Origin of the sequence: Flavobacterium sp. PMTSA4, assembly GCF_032098525.1 — a bacterium.
Taxonomy (GTDB): domain Bacteria; phylum Bacteroidota; class Bacteroidia; order Flavobacteriales; family Flavobacteriaceae; genus Flavobacterium; species Flavobacterium capsici.
Map to the genome: position 1 here is coordinate 619,484 of NZ_CP134890.1, position 16,852 is coordinate 636,335.

14 protein-coding genes are annotated in these 16,852 nt (G+C 32.5%); 8 read left to right on the forward strand and 6 right to left on the reverse strand.

The window, feature by feature from the left end; translation table 11 throughout:
* Positions 1 to 11 precede the first annotated feature (11 nt).
* The 3 genes from RN605_RS02950 to RN605_RS02960 all read right to left on the reverse strand — a co-directional run bounded on the left by RN605_RS02950 (position 12) and on the right by RN605_RS02960 (position 3,363).
* The gene (locus RN605_RS02950; RefSeq protein WP_313322062.1) at positions 12 to 1,229 is read right to left on the reverse strand and encodes a porin; all 1,218 of its coding nucleotides are present in this window, start codon (positions 1,227 to 1,229) and stop codon (positions 12 to 14) included.
* A 137-nt stretch (positions 1,230 to 1,366) separates the two neighbouring features.
* The gene (locus RN605_RS02955) at positions 1,367 to 2,692 is read right to left on the reverse strand and encodes an inorganic phosphate transporter (protein WP_313322064.1); all 1,326 of its coding nucleotides are present in this window, start codon (positions 2,690 to 2,692) and stop codon (positions 1,367 to 1,369) included.
* Between the two features lie 26 nt (positions 2,693 to 2,718).
* Positions 2,719 to 3,363, reverse strand: coding sequence for a DUF47 domain-containing protein (locus tag RN605_RS02960; protein ID WP_313322066.1), 645 nt, complete (start codon positions 3,361 to 3,363; stop codon positions 2,719 to 2,721).
* Positions 3,364 to 3,555: 192 nt separating this feature from the next.
* On the opposite strand from RN605_RS02960, the gene RN605_RS02965 reads away from it, so the two are divergent.
* The 5 genes from RN605_RS02965 to RN605_RS02985 all read left to right on the forward strand — a co-directional run bounded on the left by RN605_RS02965 (position 3,556) and on the right by RN605_RS02985 (position 10,170).
* Positions 3,556 to 5,184, forward strand: a complete 1,629-nt coding sequence (locus RN605_RS02965; protein WP_313322068.1) for an acyl-CoA carboxylase subunit beta — start codon at positions 3,556 to 3,558, stop codon at positions 5,182 to 5,184.
* Between the two features lie 39 nt (positions 5,185 to 5,223).
* On the forward strand, positions 5,224 to 6,033 hold the full coding sequence (locus RN605_RS02970) for a mechanosensitive ion channel family protein (RefSeq protein ID WP_313322070.1): 810 nt from the start codon (positions 5,224 to 5,226) through the stop codon (positions 6,031 to 6,033).
* A 48-nt stretch (positions 6,034 to 6,081) separates the two neighbouring features.
* Positions 6,082 to 7,728: an RluA family pseudouridine synthase gene (locus RN605_RS02975; protein ID WP_313322072.1), complete on the forward strand. Its 1,647-nt coding sequence runs from the start codon at positions 6,082 to 6,084 to the stop codon at positions 7,726 to 7,728.
* Between the two features lie 333 nt (positions 7,729 to 8,061).
* Positions 8,062 to 9,675 (forward strand): M1 family metallopeptidase, encoded by a 1,614-nt coding sequence (locus tag RN605_RS02980; protein ID WP_313322074.1) that lies wholly within the window; start codon positions 8,062 to 8,064, stop codon positions 9,673 to 9,675.
* A gap of 69 nt (positions 9,676 to 9,744) precedes the next feature.
* Entirely contained in the window at positions 9,745 to 10,170 is a 426-nt protein-coding gene (locus RN605_RS02985; RefSeq protein ID WP_313322076.1) for a DoxX family protein, read from the forward strand.
* Between the two features lie 12 nt (positions 10,171 to 10,182).
* Here the strand turns inward: RN605_RS02985 and RN605_RS02990 are convergent, their stop codons facing one another.
* Positions 10,183 to 11,232, reverse strand: a complete 1,050-nt coding sequence (locus RN605_RS02990) for an AMP-binding protein (RefSeq protein WP_313322078.1) — start codon at positions 11,230 to 11,232, stop codon at positions 10,183 to 10,185.
* Entirely contained in the window at positions 11,229 to 12,176 is a 948-nt protein-coding gene (locus RN605_RS02995) for a CPBP family intramembrane glutamic endopeptidase (protein WP_313322080.1), read from the reverse strand. The genes RN605_RS02990 and RN605_RS02995 overlap by 4 nt, the downstream gene beginning before the upstream one ends.
* A 70-nt stretch (positions 12,177 to 12,246) precedes the next feature.
* Here RN605_RS02995 and arsC point away from each other — a divergent pair, with 70 nt between their 5' ends.
* On the forward strand, positions 12,247 to 12,585 hold the full coding sequence (arsC, locus tag RN605_RS03000; protein WP_313322082.1) for an arsenate reductase (glutaredoxin): 339 nt from the start codon (positions 12,247 to 12,249) through the stop codon (positions 12,583 to 12,585).
* Positions 12,586 to 12,651: 66 nt separating this feature from the next.
* On the forward strand, positions 12,652 to 15,096 hold the full coding sequence (locus tag RN605_RS03005; RefSeq protein WP_313322084.1) for a TonB-dependent receptor domain-containing protein: 2,445 nt from the start codon (positions 12,652 to 12,654) through the stop codon (positions 15,094 to 15,096).
* A gap of 56 nt (positions 15,097 to 15,152) precedes the next feature.
* Here the strand turns inward: RN605_RS03005 and RN605_RS03010 are convergent, their stop codons facing one another.
* Positions 15,153 to 15,320, reverse strand: a complete 168-nt coding sequence (locus RN605_RS03010) for a hypothetical protein (RefSeq protein ID WP_313322086.1) — start codon at positions 15,318 to 15,320, stop codon at positions 15,153 to 15,155.
* Between the two features lie 131 nt (positions 15,321 to 15,451).
* On the opposite strand from RN605_RS03010, the gene fumC reads away from it, so the two are divergent.
* Positions 15,452 to 16,837 (forward strand): class II fumarate hydratase, encoded by a 1,386-nt coding sequence (gene fumC, locus RN605_RS03015; RefSeq protein ID WP_313322088.1) that lies wholly within the window; start codon positions 15,452 to 15,454, stop codon positions 16,835 to 16,837.
* Positions 16,838 to 16,852 lie beyond the last annotated feature (15 nt).

Here is a 16,852-nt window from a genome sequence, read left to right on the forward strand (position 1 = left end):
GTAGACAAATGTTAAATTCCAATTTCAACCTGGAATCTTACATACCAATTATTCTTTGTTGAGCCGTTATAAAAATCTAAAGTATCATAGTTTAATTCGGCTTGAAGCTTAAATGTGTGTTCCCAAATGTATTTTGTTACACCAAATGAATATTCTTTGGTATTTGGTGCTAAAGTTTCGATATCTTTTCCAACATGTTGAATGGAATAACGCGCAATAAACTCATAATTTGAAGGAGTAATATAACTTGTTTGATAATCAAATCCATTACCAACAAAAACATAATTAAATTCAGAAGCATCATCTGGATTATAAGTTAAAGCATTTTTAGAAGTTGTTCTGGACATGTAACTCATCATGGCTGCCCAACCATTATATTTAAACATTCCATCGAGAAAAAAAGATTTCATAGTTCTCTTTTCAAAAAGATAATTCCCTAATTGACCTTGTGTTCTTTGCGCTTGATTATTTTGTTGAAATGCTCCAGATATTAAAAGTTTTGGCTTTTTTTCACGAATAACATCACCTTCAAAATAAGTACCATCTTTGGTAAAAGCTCCAAAAGGTTGCAATTCTACTTTTCCTGTTAAAGCTACTCCATCATCTGATTTTCCGGTAATATTTCTTCCTTCACCAGTAGAAATTGCAGTTTTGAAGTTATATGAAAATTTATCTTTATACTCATTTATATTGTGAAATTGAAACCCAAAATCTCTATCGATAGTAAACTTAGCATTATTAATTGTTCTGTCTGTTAATTGCAAACCTCCAGATGAATTTACTCGCTGACGATTTCCAGGTAATTTAGTTTGCCCAAAACCTATATTCCAATGTTTGTTTGGTCTATAAAACACAACCGCATCACGTATGATGTTAATATTTTCACCATCATGAACTTCGCCAACATCACCAGGAGCAAAAGATAATTGAACTGCATATAAAAATTTTGGATTTCCAACATATCCATCAAAACGCAATCTCAATCTTCTAATTTGACCATCATAAGCACCGTTTTCACCGTCATTTTCAATATAACTTACACGGTTTTGCATTCTAAAGCGAATATTAAATTGGAATAAACTGTCAGGAGAAGTGATACCAATTCCTTTTCCAAAGCTATAATAGGGTAAAGCTGATAATTTTATATCGTTATTGTGTTTTGTCTGCTCAATACTAACTTGGGCGATTCCAACTGTTGAAAACAGTAATAAAAATAAATATTTTTTCATGTTGTGTTGTTTGTGTAATATATAGTTGCCTGAAGTGTTTACAATATATTGATGTTAACTAAACTATTTAGTAACAATTAAGGCTTAGATATAAAAAAAGCTAACACATCATGTTAGCTCTTTTTAGAGAATATTTTTTATAAGAATAATTTCAAAATGTAATAAATTAATCCAGCCAATAAAGCAGAAACTGGTATCGTTAATATCCATGCCCAAAGCAACTTAACCGTTACACCCCAACGTACAGCTGAAACACGCTTGGTTACTCCTACTCCAATAATCGAACCTGTAATGGTATGAGTCGTAGAAACTGGAATCTTAAAGTGCTCTGTAGAAAACAAAGTTAAAGCACCAGCAGATTCAGCTACAACACCTTCAAAAGCGGTTACTTTTGTTATTTTAGAACCCATTGTTTTTACAATTTTCCAACCACCAGACAATGTTCCTAAAGCAATAACTGTATAACATGTTAATGGAATCCAACCTGGCATTTGACCTTCAATTCCTTTATCAGCATTAGGTAAAACTACATTTAAATCTAACCAACCATCAGACATATTAGTAGCTGGATTCATTTTAATATAAACTGCTACTGCTGCGGCAATAATTCCCATTACTTTCTGAGAATCATTTCCTCCATGGCCTAGACTGAATGCTGCTGAAGATAGTAATTGCATTTTTTTCAATACACGTTCAGCATTAGCTGTTGAAAAACTACTAAAAGTTAAATTAAAAAAGGCTAAACTATAAAAAATGATTGCAACTAAAAACCATTTGATATTATGCGGTTCAGTCATAACACTCCAAAAATGACTCTCAAAACGAGGTTCTTTAATATCTGCATATGGTTTTAAAACGGTAGAGAAAAACCATAAAACTAACAGCATTAATATAACAGTGAAAATTTTAGGATATATATTTTTCTTCGATGAATACATCAGCCAAAGTGAAATGAAATAAGAAATTATCATCCCAATAAGCGGTGCAAAAACTATAAATAATATTATAATGAAAACTCCAGAAGGCAATAACTCACCTGCTTTAGCATCTTTGTACCAATTTACAATTTTCAAACCAGCATGTTCAGGATCGGTTACATCTCTAAAACCATGAGCAATAGCTGCTCCTGCAAATCCACCAATTAAAGTATGTGAAGATGAGGAAGGAATTCCTTTCCACCATGTTAATAAGTTCCATATAATTGCTGCGATAACTCCTGCTAATATTACAATCAAATCAATACTAGCTGTATGAGCTGTTTTGGCTACCGTATCAGCGACTCCAAAACCAAAAACCCAATACGCCATGAAGTTAAAAAATGCAGCCCACATTACTGCTTGAAAAGGTGTTAAAACCTTTGTAGCAACTATTGTAGCAATAGAATTAGCTGCATCATGAAAACCATTAATGTAATCAAAAATTAAAGCTAAAATGATGATAATTAAAAGTAACGTAAAATCCATAAATTAGATATTAGTTAAAGAGCTATTTATGAATGTTTAACTGAAATTTGTTCCATTACGTTGGAAACACTTTTACATTTATCAGATGCAGATTCTAAAGCCGCTAATACTTCCTTGTAAATGATGATGTTTTTTACATCAGTTTCATTTTCAAAAATATCAGCAACTGCTTTATCAAAAACTGAATCAGCTTTGCTTTCTAACTTATTTATTTTCTTGCAAGTATCTTTAATTGCTTTGTGGTCTTTCATGTCTTTTAACTGAGAAATTCCAATATGAATTAATTGACATGCTTCTACGTTAATTTCGGTTAACTTTCGAATCGATTTTGTAATTTTTTCTACTTGATACAAACGCATTCTACTTGCTGCACCATGCATAAAATCAGCTACATTATCCATTGCTTTAACTAAAGCGTGAATATCTTCTCTATCAAAAGGAGTGATAAAGTTTCTACTCAATTCCAAATGTGTTTTATGAGTGATTTCCTCAAGGATTGCTTCAATTTCTTCAACTCTTTTAAAGTAATTCTCTCTTTCACCTTTTGGAGCATTTACACCTTCATGCAATGCTTCAGCAAGTAAAACTAAATTTGAAGATGCTTCTTCGAAAAGAGGAAAGAATTTTTTATCTTTAGGAACTAAAAACTGGAAAAGATTATTTAAAGTCATGCTTGTTTAATTTTGCTGCAAATGTATCACTCTTATGTTAATTGAATATTAATTTAAACAAATGATAATGTTTTAAAATTTACAATTTCTTAACATTTGATTTTATCTCAAAAAAACATCTATTCTAAAAAATTTCAATCGATTTCGTACATTAGCGTCCTGAATCAAAAAACAAAACTACACTTTCTACTTATGGACATCAACTTCAACAAAAACGAAGACCACAACAAACTTTTATTATCTGATATAAAACACCGATTTGCCAAAGTGAAATTAGGCGGCGGCGAAAAACGTATCGCTAAACTTCACGAAGAAGGTAAAATGAGTGCTCGCGAAAGAATTGATTACTTATTAGATGATAAAAAACAATCCATAGAAATTGGTGGTTTTGCTGGAGATGGAATGTATGCCGAACATGGTGGTTGTCCATCTGGAGGAGTTGTCGTGAAAATTGGGTATATTTCAGGAAAACAATGCATCGTTGTAGCGAATGACGCTACCGTAAAAGCTGGTGCTTGGTTTCCAATTACAGGAAAAAAGAATTTACGCGCTCAAGAAATTGCCATAGAAAATCGATTACCTATAATTTATCTAGTAGATTCTGCAGGTGTTTATTTGCCAATGCAAGATGAAATTTTCCCAGATAAAGAACATTTTGGACGAATATTTCGCAATAATGCTGTAATGAGCAGCATGGGAATTACTCAAATTGCTGCTGTTATGGGAAGTTGTGTTGCTGGTGGCGCTTATTTGCCTATAATGAGCGATGAAGCTATGATAGTGGACAAAACAGGAAGTATTTTCCTTGCTGGAAGCTATTTGGTCAAAGCTGCCATTGGTGAAAATATAGACAACGAAACGCTTGGCGGAGCAACAACCCATTGTGAAATTTCTGGAGTTACCGATTATAAAGCCAAAGATGACAAGGATGCTTTAGACCGAATTAAAAGCATCGTTGGCAAAATTGGCGATAACGACAAAGCTGGATTTAACAGAGTAAAAGCCGAAAAACCGGCATTAGAAGAAAAAGATATTTACGGAATCATTCCAAAATCACGTTCCGACCAATATGACATGATGGAAGTCATCAAACGATTGGTTGACAATTCTGAAATGGATATGTACAAACCCGATTATGGAAAATCTATTATTACGTGTTACGCACGTATTGACGGTTGGGCTGTTGGTATAGTAGCCAATCAACGAACGGTTTCTAAAACTAAAAAAGGTGAAATTCAGTTTGGCGGTGTTATTTATTCAGATTCTGCAGATAAAGCTACCCGTTTTATTGCCAATTGCAATCAAAAGAAAATCCCGTTAGTCTTTCTTCAAGATGTTACTGGTTTTATGGTTGGAAGCAAATCAGAGCATGGTGGAATCATAAAAGATGGCGCCAAAATGGTAAATGCTGTTTCCAATTCAGTTGTTCCAAAATTTACAGTTGTCATAGGAAATTCATATGGTGCAGGAAATTATGCCATGTGTGGAAAAGCATACGACCCAAGATTAATAGTAGCATGGCCAAGTGCCGAATTAGCTGTTATGGGCGGAACACAAGCCGCAAAAGTATTGGCACAAATTGAAGCTGCTTCTCTCAAAAAAAGTGGTCAAACAGTTGATGAAAAAGTAGAACAAGAACTATTTGACAAAATAAAAGCAAGATACGACGCTCAAGTTTCTCCTTATTATGCGGCAGCTCGTTTATGGACAGATGCCATCATTGATCCATTAGAAACCAGAACATGGATTTCCATGGGAATAGAAGCTGCTAACCATGCTCCTATTGAGAAAAAGTTTAACTTAGGTGTGATACAAGTATAATTTTTTGTATCTTGAGAACTCAATAATAAAAATTTCCCCTTGAAAGAATTCTTAGATTACGTCCTAATTGATTACGATAACTTCACTATCAAAGTGTATACTTTGTTGCAAATCTTTATCGTTTTTATCATAGTTCGATTATTGTTGTTTTTGATAAAAACAGGCATCAACAAAAGCTCAAAATTTGATGTAGCTAAAAAATACTCTGTATATCAATTAATAAAATATGTGGCCTATGTACTTACAGCCATAGCTTTTTTCCACATTCTTGGGTTTAATGTTTCTTATCTACTATTAGGTTCGTCTGCCTTATTGGTTGGTTTAGGTTTTGGTTTACAAAATCTCTTTAGCGATTTTATTTCTGGAATTATTCTTCTGATTGATTCCAGCGTAAAAGTAGGCGATGTTATCGAAGTCGACGGATTAATTGGTCAAGTGGTGCAAATTGATTTCAGAACTACTATGGTTATCACGAGAGACGATAAATACATTATTGTACCGAATACCGATTTAACAAAAAACCAATTAGTCAATTGGACACATGCCGGAGTTTTATCAAGATTTGAAGTAAAAATTGGTGTAAGTTACAACTCTGATGTTTCTCTGGTAATCATACTATTAAAAGAAGCTACTTTAAGTCATACTGCAGTTGAAAAAAGTAAAGAACCCATCATTCGTTTTAGTGATTTTGGCGATTCTTCTCTCAACTTTACCGTATTATTTTGGTCCAGTGAAGTATTTAGAATTGAAAACGTAAAAAGCGATATTAGAATTAAAATATTTGAACTATTCAATCAGAATAAGATAGAAATTCCATTTCCTCAGCGTGTACTTCATACTGTACAATAAAAAGAGTTTATTTGTATTTCAAAATAAATCTTCAACGTTTACAATTAAATGACTGCTTCCCTATTTCAATTTTTTCCAACCGATGTTTTAGGTGAAGCTTTGCCTGAAAAATTTACTTTTCCCTTTTATTACGAACCACATCCTTTAAGTGTTTATGCTGCTGATTTACTAAAAGAATACTTAGCTACTCAAACCGAGTGGAAACATAATTTTGGTTTGAATCCTGATGAAAAAGGTCTCGAAATAGGCAAAATGTTCGGTGTATTGGTTGTGCAAAATCAGCAAGGAGAATTAGGTTACCTCTGGGCTTTTTCAGGAAAACTAGCCGAAAGTAATACTTGGTCTCACTTTGTACCAACGGTATACGATATGCTTGATGAAGAAGGTTACTTTAAGAAAGAAGAAGTTCTTCTCAATGCAATAAATCATCAGATAAAAACACTGGAAGAAGACGTAAACTATCTTGATGCTAAAGAAAATCTACAAAAAACGAACGCACAAGCCGAGTTAGAAATTACATCCCAAAAAAAACTCATCAAGAAAAATAAAAAACTTCGTGCTGAGAAAAGAACAAATGCTCTAACTAATTCGGAAGAAGAAGTATTGAATAAAGAAAGTCAGGATGAAGGTATTTTGCTCAAAAAAATGATGCAATACTGGCAACATAAACTAAAAGCGGCACAAGCAGAACTTGCTCCATTTGAAGCTAAATTAGAAACTCTCAAAGAAGAACGTAAATCAAAATCGGCGGCTTTACAACAACAACTATTTGAGGAATATGCCTTTTTGAATCAATACCAAAAGTTAAAAAGCTTAAGTGAAATCTTTAATGGAAATCCTCCTGCTGGTGCTGGAGAATGTGCTGCACCAAAATTATTGCATTATGCCTTTCAACATCAATTGAAACCCATTGCCATGACTGAGTTTTGGTGGGGTAAATCACCTAAATCCGAAGTACGAAAACATGGTCAATTTTATCCCGCGTGTACTGGCAAGTGCGAACCGATACTAAAACACATGCTCCAAGGGATTCCTTTAGACGATAATCCGTTTTTACAAAACCAAGCCGAACATTCCGAACTGGAAATTATTTTTGAGGATGACTATCTGTTATTGGTAAACAAACCTGCCGAAATGCTCTCGGTGCCAGGAAAACAAATAAAAGACTCTGTAGCAACACGCCTTAAAAAAAAATACCCCGAAACTACTGGACCATTGGTCGTGCACCGCTTAGACATGTCAACTTCTGGAATTTTACTCATTGCCAAAAGCAGCGAAATCTATAAAAAACTCCAACATCAATTCATAAAACGCAGCATTAAAAAAAGATACGTTGCTTTATTAGATGGTGTCATTGAAGGCAAAAAAGGTGAAATAAATCTACCTTTACGCGTTGATTTAGACAACCGACCTAACCAGTTGGTTTGCTACGAATACGGCAAAAAAGCCATCACACACTGGGAAGTTATTGAAAAAACCACTACCCGAACTAAGGTATACTTCTACCCCATTACTGGTAGAACACATCAGCTTAGAGTTCATGCTGCACATAGCTTAGGATTGAATACACCGATAGTTGGTGATGATTTATATGGAACTAAAGCCAATCGGCTTCATCTACATGCCGAAAGCATCACATTTATACATCCTATTAGCAATGAAACGGTATCTATGTATTGCCCTGCACCTTTCTAAACTTTAATTTTATAATACAATTTCTTAAAAACATCCTTCTACCGTTCAATGGGTGGCTTCACCCACGCTGTTGCAGTCTTCTACCGTTCAACGGGTGGCTTCACCCGAGCAGTTGCAGTCTTCTACCATTCAATGGGTGGCTTCACCCACGCAGTTGTAGTGCTCTACCATTCAATGGGTGGCTTCACCCACGCAGTTGTAGTCGTCACCCACGCAGTTGTAGAAATGTTTTTTATAAAAAATAAAATCGTTGCTTCTCTTTTTTTTAACTTGAATACTAAGTAACAAAACAATAAAAATGCTACATATTAGAATTAATTTTATATTTATAAAATGAAAAACTTTCTTCTATTCGGATTGCTTTGCCTTGGATGGCATGCAACTGCTCAAGAAGTCTTTACCCGTAAAGACAGTCTTCAAGGCGGAATGCGTCGTGAACGCAGTTGTTTTGATGTGCAACGCTATGATTTAAACCTTACCGTTAATCCCGACGAGAAAACCATTGTTGGTAGTAACACCATTAGTTTTAAAGTGGCAGATAGTACTAAGACCATTCAGTTGGATTTATTTGCGAATATGCAAATAGATAGTATTATCCATCAAGGAAAAAGTTTAATGTATCGCAGAGAATTTAATGCTGTTTTTGTTGATTTTCCCGAATCATTAGTACCTGATATGGCTGAACAATCTGTTGCAGTTTATTATTCTGGGAAACCAATAATAGCAAAACGAGCACCATGGGATGGAGGTTTTGTATTCAGTAAAGACGGTCAAGGAAAACCCTGGATAGGTGTTGCTGTACAAGGAACTGGAGCTAGTTTATGGTATCCGGTAAAAGATTCTCAAACCGATGAACCCGACCGAGGTGCAAGCATAAAAGTAGCAGTTCCTAACGGATTGATGGATGTTTCTAATGGAAGATTTATAGGTTCGGAAGATTTAAAAAACGGATATACACGCTGGGATTGGGAAGTTAAAAATCCAATAAATACGTATAACATCACTGTAAACATTGCCGATTATGCCCATATTCATGATACTTATAAAGGATTGGATTTGGACTATTATGTTTTAAAAGAAAATGAAGAGAAAGCCAAAATCCATTTTGAAGAAGTAAAACCAATGATGGACTGTTTTCAGAGTAAATTTGGCGAATATCCATTTAAAGACGATGGTTATAAATTGGTTGAAACACCTTATTTAGGTATGGAACACCAAAGCGCTGTAGCTTATGGAAATAATTATAAAAAAGGCTATCGCGGTTTTGATTTATCCATGACTGGCGTGGGTTTAACTTTTGACTATATTACCATCCATGAAAGCGGTCACGAATGGTTTGGTAACAGTGTTACCTCACAAGACATAGCCGATATGTGGATTCATGAAGGATTTACACAATATTCTGAAATAGTATATATCGAATGCCAACTGGGTTATGAAAAAGCCATGACCTATGCCAACGGCTTGCGCAAGAATGTAGCAAACGACCGACCTATTATTGGTAATTATGGTGTTAACAATGAAGGTTCGGGAGATATGTATCCAAAAGGTGCTTTGTTGCTCAACACCTTGCGCCATGTAATTAACAACAACGAAAAATGGTGGAAAATGATTTATGATTATTCCATCACTTACCGTCATAAAATAATAGATACGCAAACAGTAATTGATTTCTTTAACCGCGAAAGCGGCATGAACCTAACACCTATTTTTAATCAGTACTTAAGAACTACTCAAATTCCTAAAATAGAATTAGAAATAGAAAAAGGAAAACTAAATGCCCGATGGGTAAATGCTAACGAAGATTTTGACATGCCATTGGATATTACTTGTAATAACCAAACCCATAGAATATATCCAAAAACCGTATGGACTACTACAAAACTAAAAGTTAAAAACATTGCTGATGTAAATGTATTGAGCGATAAGTTCTTTATCAGAAAATAGTTTTAATAGTAAATTTATAATAACTCATAATTTTTTAGTAAATTAGTTCAATAATTTAACGCTTTTATTATGGATACATCAGTTAAAAGTTTAAACAAATGGGCTAATGCGCATTCTACAATTTGGTTCAACTCTATTAGAATTCTATTGGGAGTTTTTTTAATTTACAAAGGAGCTTATTTTATTAGTAACAGCAGAGAATTTGAAGATTTAATTGCACCTGTAAGCAATTTTATGGGAGGAATGCTAACTTTCCACTATATTGCTTCAGCACACATTATGGGTGGAATAATGATTATCTTCGGATTATTAACTCGCTGGGCTTTGATTGCTCAGTTACCCATTTTAATAGGTGCAGTTTTAATTAACTTTTTAGGAGAAATGAATGCAGTCAATCTTCTGATAGCTACTGTTACTCTTGGGGTAAGCATATTTTACACTATCTATGGAAGTGGAAAATATTCTGCCGATTATTTCTTCAAAATGCAAAAATAGTTTGTAGATAAATTATTCGTTAGCGTTAAGAGTTTCTTTTCTAATTACTTTTCCGCTAGGAGTTTCTTTAAACTTTTTAACAAAAAGAATCTCTTTTGGTTTTTCATATTTATCTAAACTTTCAAAGACAGCATCGTCAACGGGATGTTTTTCACCTTCGATAACAAGAACTACCTTTTGCCCGAGTTCTTTGTCTTCTTTGGAAGTAATAAAATAGTTTTGTTCAATTTTTCCAGCTAATTTTTCTTCAATTAGTTCAGGTATTAACTTAATTCCTCCGCTATTGATAACATTATCTTTTCTACCAACAAACACAAACTGATTTTCATTCACTAATTCAACAATGTCATTGGTGTGAATTATATCATCTGAAATTGATGGAGCATGAATAACTAAACATTTATCCTCATCATAAGAAATAGTTACATTCGGTAAAACTGTAAAAGCCTTTTCCCCTATTCGTTTTGCAGCAATATGTGTTATGGTTTCAGTCATTCCAAAAGTTTCATAAACCTCTGTTTTCAATTTTAGAAGTTGTTTCTCTAAAGAATTACTAATTTTTGCGCCACCAACAATTGCTTTTTTAACCCTTTTCAATTCTTTTATTGAATGTTGAGCTTGAAGCGGTACCATTGCCACGAAATCAAAATTACCATCAACATTTTCGAGTGGATTTGAACTTGGAGCCACGAATTCTAAATCTAAACCTAAAATCATAGCGCGAACCAACATCATTTTTCCAGCAACATATTTTACTGGTAAACAATGTAAAGCTCTGTTCCCTGGTTCTAATTCAAAAAAATCACCCGTTGCCAAGGCAGAATTCACCATTGCATTTTTACTAATACGAACAACTTTTGGAATTCCTGTAGTTCCCGAAGTTTGCATTTCGATGTAATCTTTACCATCGAACCAATCAAGCAAAAAATCGCCAACTGGTTTTTCAAAATCTTCACCTTCTTTAATAAAGCTGTAGGCAACACGACATAAATCGTCTCTATCTAAATGAAAACCATTCAATTTAAACTGATTGTGCACATTTTCATAGGTTGGATTACTCATAACTTTTCAGAATTTATAGTTATAGAAGAGACATTAATTGTTCCTGTTAATTTCTCTTTCCAGTTGTTCCATTTATATTTTTTACTAAAAATAAAAAGAAGTATTGGAAAAACAATCAATAAAGGTACTAAAACTTCAAATCCTGCAGAAGGTTTTGAAATATCTTTCAATACAGAGTCCGTTTGCAATGCTGACCAATCAGAAGTGACTAGCAAAGCAGCAAACAAATTATTAGCAGCATGAAAACCAAGCGCTAGTTCCATTCCATCATCCATCAAGGTTATAATTCCTAAAAACAAACCTGTTCCTATGTAATAAAACATAACAATATAACCCAATTCTCTAACTTCAGGATTGAGTATGTGCATTCCACCAAAAATAAACGAAGTCATCAATAATGGAAACCATTTATTTCTTGCTAATGATGCAAAACCTTGCATCAAATAACCTCTAAAAACATATTCTTCAGTACTCGTTTGTATCGGAATTAAAACTACTGAGATTAGAAAAAGAATTAGAAAAGATTCTAATTTGAATGTTACCACAAAATTTTCTGGATTTAAATAATACATTAAAAATGTTGAACCAATTGTAAAAAATCCCCAAATGGTGAATGAAAAAAAAATCCGTTTCCAGTCTACTTTTGCTCTTGAAGTTGTTAGCAATTTAAAACTTTGATTATGAAGATATTTCACCACCAAATAAATAGCCAACATTGCAAAAACAAACGAAATTAAAATCAAGAAATAACTAAGATTTTTGTCTAACAAACTCATTAAACTTTTTTCATCTGTTGGCATTCCTTTTCCGGAAGAAAATGATTTTGCAAAAGCCACAATCACTAATGGAATTTGTCCAATAAAAGCAGCAATTATTATTATTAGCGAACCAAGCAAATAATTCCAAAATTTCCACTTAGGAACAATTGTATTTTCTAAAAACATAATTTAATTTTATTCGCCCAATTTACATTTTTTTATTTTACATTACATTACATTATTTTAATTAAATATTATGAAAATACTTCACAATCCAAGATGTGGAAAATCAAGACAATGTCTGGCATTTTTAGAAAATAACCATCAAGAATTTACCATAATAAAATATCTCGAAAATCCTTTAAGCATCAATGAAATAAAAAATTTATTAAAAAAGCTTAACCTTCCAGCAATAGAATTAGTTAGAACGAAAGAAAGCATTTGGATAGACAATTATAAAAGCAAAAAAATGACTAAAGAAGAAATCATTAAAGCAATCGCTGATAATCCTATTCTAATGGAAAGACCAATTGTAATTAAAGACAATAAAGCCTTTATTGCTCGTGATAATGAAAAGTTAAATTTACTTATTTAACAAACTTTTGGGAACGTATTTGTATGTACAAATGTATTTTTGGAAAATATTTACAAATTAGTTTCAATGATACCTAACAAAAAAGTATTTCTAGCAATTTTTCTCCTATTCACTACATTTATAAGTTTTGCTCAAGATGAAGCAAATAACAAAGTTAAAGTTACGGGAAAAGTAATTGATAAATCTTCTAGTTTTCCTTTAGAATATTCAACTATTACTCTTAAAAGTGTAAATAATCCAAATAAAGTTTTTGGCGGTATAACTAATAACGAAGGAGCTTTTTCTATCGATGTTGATAAAGGTAAATACAACATCGTAATTGAATTTATTTCTTTTCAACCAACAGAAATAAAGAATAAAGAAGTTTTAGATAATTTAGATTTAGGAACAATTGCACTTGATGAAGTTTCAAAATTATTAAACGAAGTAATCATTAGAAATGAAAGTACTACTGTTGAAATAAAACTTGACAAAAAAGTTTATAATGTAGGTAAAGATTTAATGGTTAAAGGCGGAACTGTTAGTGATGTTTTAGACAATATTCCTTCGGTTACTGTTGATGTTGACGGAACAATTGCCTTGAGAGGAAATGACAACGTTAGAGTTTTAATTGATGGAAAACCTTCAACTGCAATTAACGTTAGCGAAGCTTTACGATTAATTCCAGCTGATGCTATTGACCGAGTTGAAGTTATAACAAATCCATCTGCACGTTATGACGCTGAAGGCGGTGGTGGTTTATTGAATATTATCCTTAAAAAAGGCAAAACCAATGGATTAAACGGAACTATAATTGCTACAACTGGTGAACCTGCAAATCATGGATTAACTGGTACTTTGAATTATAAAACTGATAATTTTAATTTATTTACTACTCAAGGATATAATTATAGAAAGAATCCTGGTTTTTCTAATGTTGATACTGAATACTTAAATCCGACTGGCAATTCTCCTTCATATGTTTATGAAAGAAGAAACAATGACAGATTAAATAAAGGTTACAATGGTGGTTTCGGAGTTGAATGGTTTCTTGATGATAATACCAATTGGACAAACAGTATGAATTATAGAAAAAATAGTTCAACAAATGAAAGTGATGTTGTTTACACAAACATCTACAATAGCTTACCTAATAGTATAAGAAATCGTTTTAACAGTGATTCGGGTAATGGTGAAGATGTTGAGTTCAACTCAAATTTAATCAAAAAGTTCAAAAAAGATGGACACCAGCTTACCATAAATTTTCAAACCTCACTAAATAAGGATGATAATTCATCTATAATTGTTGACAGTCAATTTCCTAATGCTAATACATTTAGCATCCAAAGTCAAAATAAAAACTTATTTTCAGGTGATTATGTTTTACCCATTGGAAAAGGAATGCAATTCGAAGCAGGATATCGAGGAGAATTTACAACTCAAAACACAAATGTTGGAATTCTAGAAGATAATGTTCAAAACGATGATTTATCTAGCAAATTAGAATATAAAGAAAAAGTTAATGCGTTATATACTCAGTTTGGCTCTAAAATAAATAAGTTTTCATTTTTGTTAGGTCTTCGTTGGGAAGATTCAAATATTGATGTAAATCTTTTAGATACTAATGATTTTAATAATAAAAAATACAACAACTTCTTTCCAAGTGCATTTTTCACATACGAAATAAGCGACCAAAGCAGTGCTTCAATTAGCTATAGTAGAAGAATTCGTCGTCCTAGAGGAAGATTTTTAAATCCTTCAAGTGATTTTTCAAGTAACATTAATCTTTTTCAAGGAAATCCTGATTTAGATCCTGCTATGACTGATTCTTTTGATTTAGGTTATTTAACTAAATTTGGTAAAAAACTAACTTTCAATACGTCTGCATACGTAAATAAAACAACAGATGTATTTACGTTTGTTAGGAGAAACTCAGGAGAAACAACAGATGATGGAATTCCTATCGTTTTATTCAATCCAATAAACTTAGCCACAGAATATCGTGCTGGATTTGAATTTACCTTAAATTATAATCCATACAAATGGTGGAGACTAAACAGTAATTTCAATTTCTTTAGTATAGAAACACAAGGTGAAAACGTTTATATAGATTTTAATGGTGATACCGTTGTACAAAATTTAAACAATAAAACAACTACTTGGTCTACTCGATTGAACTCTAAAATCAACTTACCATATAGCATAGATTGGCAAACAAACTTATCATATGAAGGTGACCAAAAAACTGGACAAGGAAATAGAAAAGGTATGTTTTCTGCTAATTTAGCTTTTAGCAAAGATGTATTTAAAGATAAAGCAACAATAGCTCTAAATGTTAGCGATGTATTCAATTCTAGAATCAGAAGAATTGAAACAAACCTTGAAAATCTGAATTCATTGTCTGAATTTCAATGGCGCAAGCGTCAAATTACGCTTTCATTCACATATCGTTTTAATAAAAAGAAAAACGATAAAGAGAAAAAAGGAAATCAACAACAAGATTTCGATGGCGGTGGCGATTTCCCAGGATAATAAAAATAAAAAAGTCTCAACTAAGTTGAGACTTTTTATTTAGAACTATAAAGTTATTATTGTTCTGATTCTTTTTTAGCTTTTCTTTCTTTCAATAATTCTCTTGTTCCACCAATTACCCAATAAGGAATAATCATGGTAATTAAGAAAATCATTAACCAAAAACCGATAGTCAAAATGGTTAAGAAAGCTAAGAAACCTAAATACTGTTGAAATTCAAACATGTTTTCCGGAATTTTTTTGAATTATACGCAAATGTAGGAGTAAAATTTAACCCTACCAAAAAAGAATTCTATTTTTATTAAATAGTTTTTAACCTTAAATTTACTTGTTATAAAGATTAATCTAATTGAAAATGGAATATAGAATTGAAAAAGATACTCTTGGAGAAATAAAAGTTCCTTCAGATAAATTTTGGGGTGCACAAACTGAACGTTCAAGAAATAATTTCAAGATTGGTCCCGAAGCTTCAATGCCATTTGAAATTATTGAAGCATTTGCATATTTAAAAAAGGCGGCAGCTTTTACCAATTGTGATTTAGGCGTTCTTTCTATTGAAAAAAGGAACTTAATCAGTAGTGTTTGTGATGAAATTTTAGATGGAAAACTCAACAATCAATTTCCATTAGTTATATGGCAAACTGGTTCAGGAACGCAAACTAATATGAATGTTAATGAAGTTATTGCTAATAGAGCTCAAGTTTTAGCTGGAAAAAAAATTGGTGAAAGTGAACCTGTAATTAAAGCAAATGACGATGTTAATAAATCACAGTCATCAAACGATACATTTCCAACTGCAATGCACATTGCTGGTTATAAAAAAATTATAGAAAAAACTATTCCATCCATTGAAAAATTAAGAGATACATTAGAAAGCAAGTCAAAAGAATTTATAAATGTTGTAAAAATTGGCAGAACTCATTTAATGGATGCAACACCAATTACTTTAGGACAAGAATTATCAGGTTATGTAACTCAATTAAATAATGGACTAAAAGCTTTAAAAAACACTTTACCACATTTATCAGAATTAGCACTTGGAGGAACAGCCGTTGGAACCGGACTTAATACTCCAAAAGGATATGACATAAAAGTTGCCGAATATATTAGTGAGTTTTCTGGTCATAAATTCATTACTGCTCCAAATAAATTTGAAGCTTTAGCTTCTCATGATGCCATGGTTGAAAGTCATGGCGCATTAAAATTATTAGCTGTTTCTTTAAATAAAATTGCTAACGATATAAGAATGTTAGCTTCTGGTCCAAGGTCTGGAATTGGAGAAATTTTTATTCCCGAAAACGAACCAGGTTCATCAATTATGCCCGGAAAAGTAAATCCAACACAATGTGAAGCATTAACTATGGTTTGCGCTCAAGTAATGGGAAATGATACTACAATTTCAATTGCCGGAATGCAAGGTCAATATGAATTGAATGTTTTTAAACCTGTCATTATTGCTAATTTTCTTCAATCATCACAATTACTAGCTGACGCTTGTATTTCTTTTGATGAAAATTGTGCAAAAGGAATAGAACCAAATTACAAACGAATTAAGGAACTTTTAGACAATTCATTAATGCTAGTAACTGCTTTAAATACTAAAATTGGTTACTACAAAGCGGCAGAAATTGCTCAAACTGCGCATATAAACGGTACAACTTTAAAAGAAGAAGCAATTAGACTTGGTTATGTTTCTGAGGAAGATTTTGATGCTTGGGTTAAACCTGAAGATATGGTGTAAAATAAAAACCCACTC

Bases quoted from the DNA above. Each gene is read 5' to 3' on its own strand.
- RN605_RS02950 (WP_313322062.1), bottom strand. From the start codon at position 1,229: ATGAAAAAATATTTATTTTTATTACTGTTTTCAACAGTTGGAATCGCC.
- RN605_RS02955 (WP_313322064.1), bottom strand. From the start codon at position 2,692: ATGGATTTTACGTTACTTTTAATTATCATCATTTTAGCTTTAATTTTT.
- RN605_RS02960 (WP_313322066.1), bottom strand. From the start codon at position 3,363: ATGACTTTAAATAATCTTTTCCAGTTTTTAGTTCCTAAAGATAAAAAA.
- RN605_RS02965 (WP_313322068.1), top strand. From the start codon at position 3,556: ATGGACATCAACTTCAACAAAAACGAAGACCACAACAAACTTTTATTA.
- RN605_RS02975 (WP_313322072.1), top strand. From the start codon at position 6,082: ATGACTGCTTCCCTATTTCAATTTTTTCCAACCGATGTTTTAGGTGAA.
- RN605_RS02980 (WP_313322074.1), top strand. From the start codon at position 8,062: ATGAAAAACTTTCTTCTATTCGGATTGCTTTGCCTTGGATGGCATGCA.
- RN605_RS02985 (WP_313322076.1), top strand. From the start codon at position 9,745: ATGGATACATCAGTTAAAAGTTTAAACAAATGGGCTAATGCGCATTCT.
- RN605_RS02990 (WP_313322078.1), bottom strand. From the start codon at position 11,232: ATGAGTAATCCAACCTATGAAAATGTGCACAATCAGTTTAAATTGAAT.
- RN605_RS02995 (WP_313322080.1), bottom strand. From the start codon at position 12,176: ATGTTTTTAGAAAATACAATTGTTCCTAAGTGGAAATTTTGGAATTAT.
- arsC (WP_313322082.1), top strand. From the start codon at position 12,247: ATGAAAATACTTCACAATCCAAGATGTGGAAAATCAAGACAATGTCTG.
- RN605_RS03005 (WP_313322084.1), top strand. From the start codon at position 12,652: ATGATACCTAACAAAAAAGTATTTCTAGCAATTTTTCTCCTATTCACT.
- RN605_RS03010 (WP_313322086.1), bottom strand. From the start codon at position 15,320: ATGTTTGAATTTCAACAGTATTTAGGTTTCTTAGCTTTCTTAACCATT.
- fumC (WP_313322088.1), top strand. From the start codon at position 15,452: ATGGAATATAGAATTGAAAAAGATACTCTTGGAGAAATAAAAGTTCCT.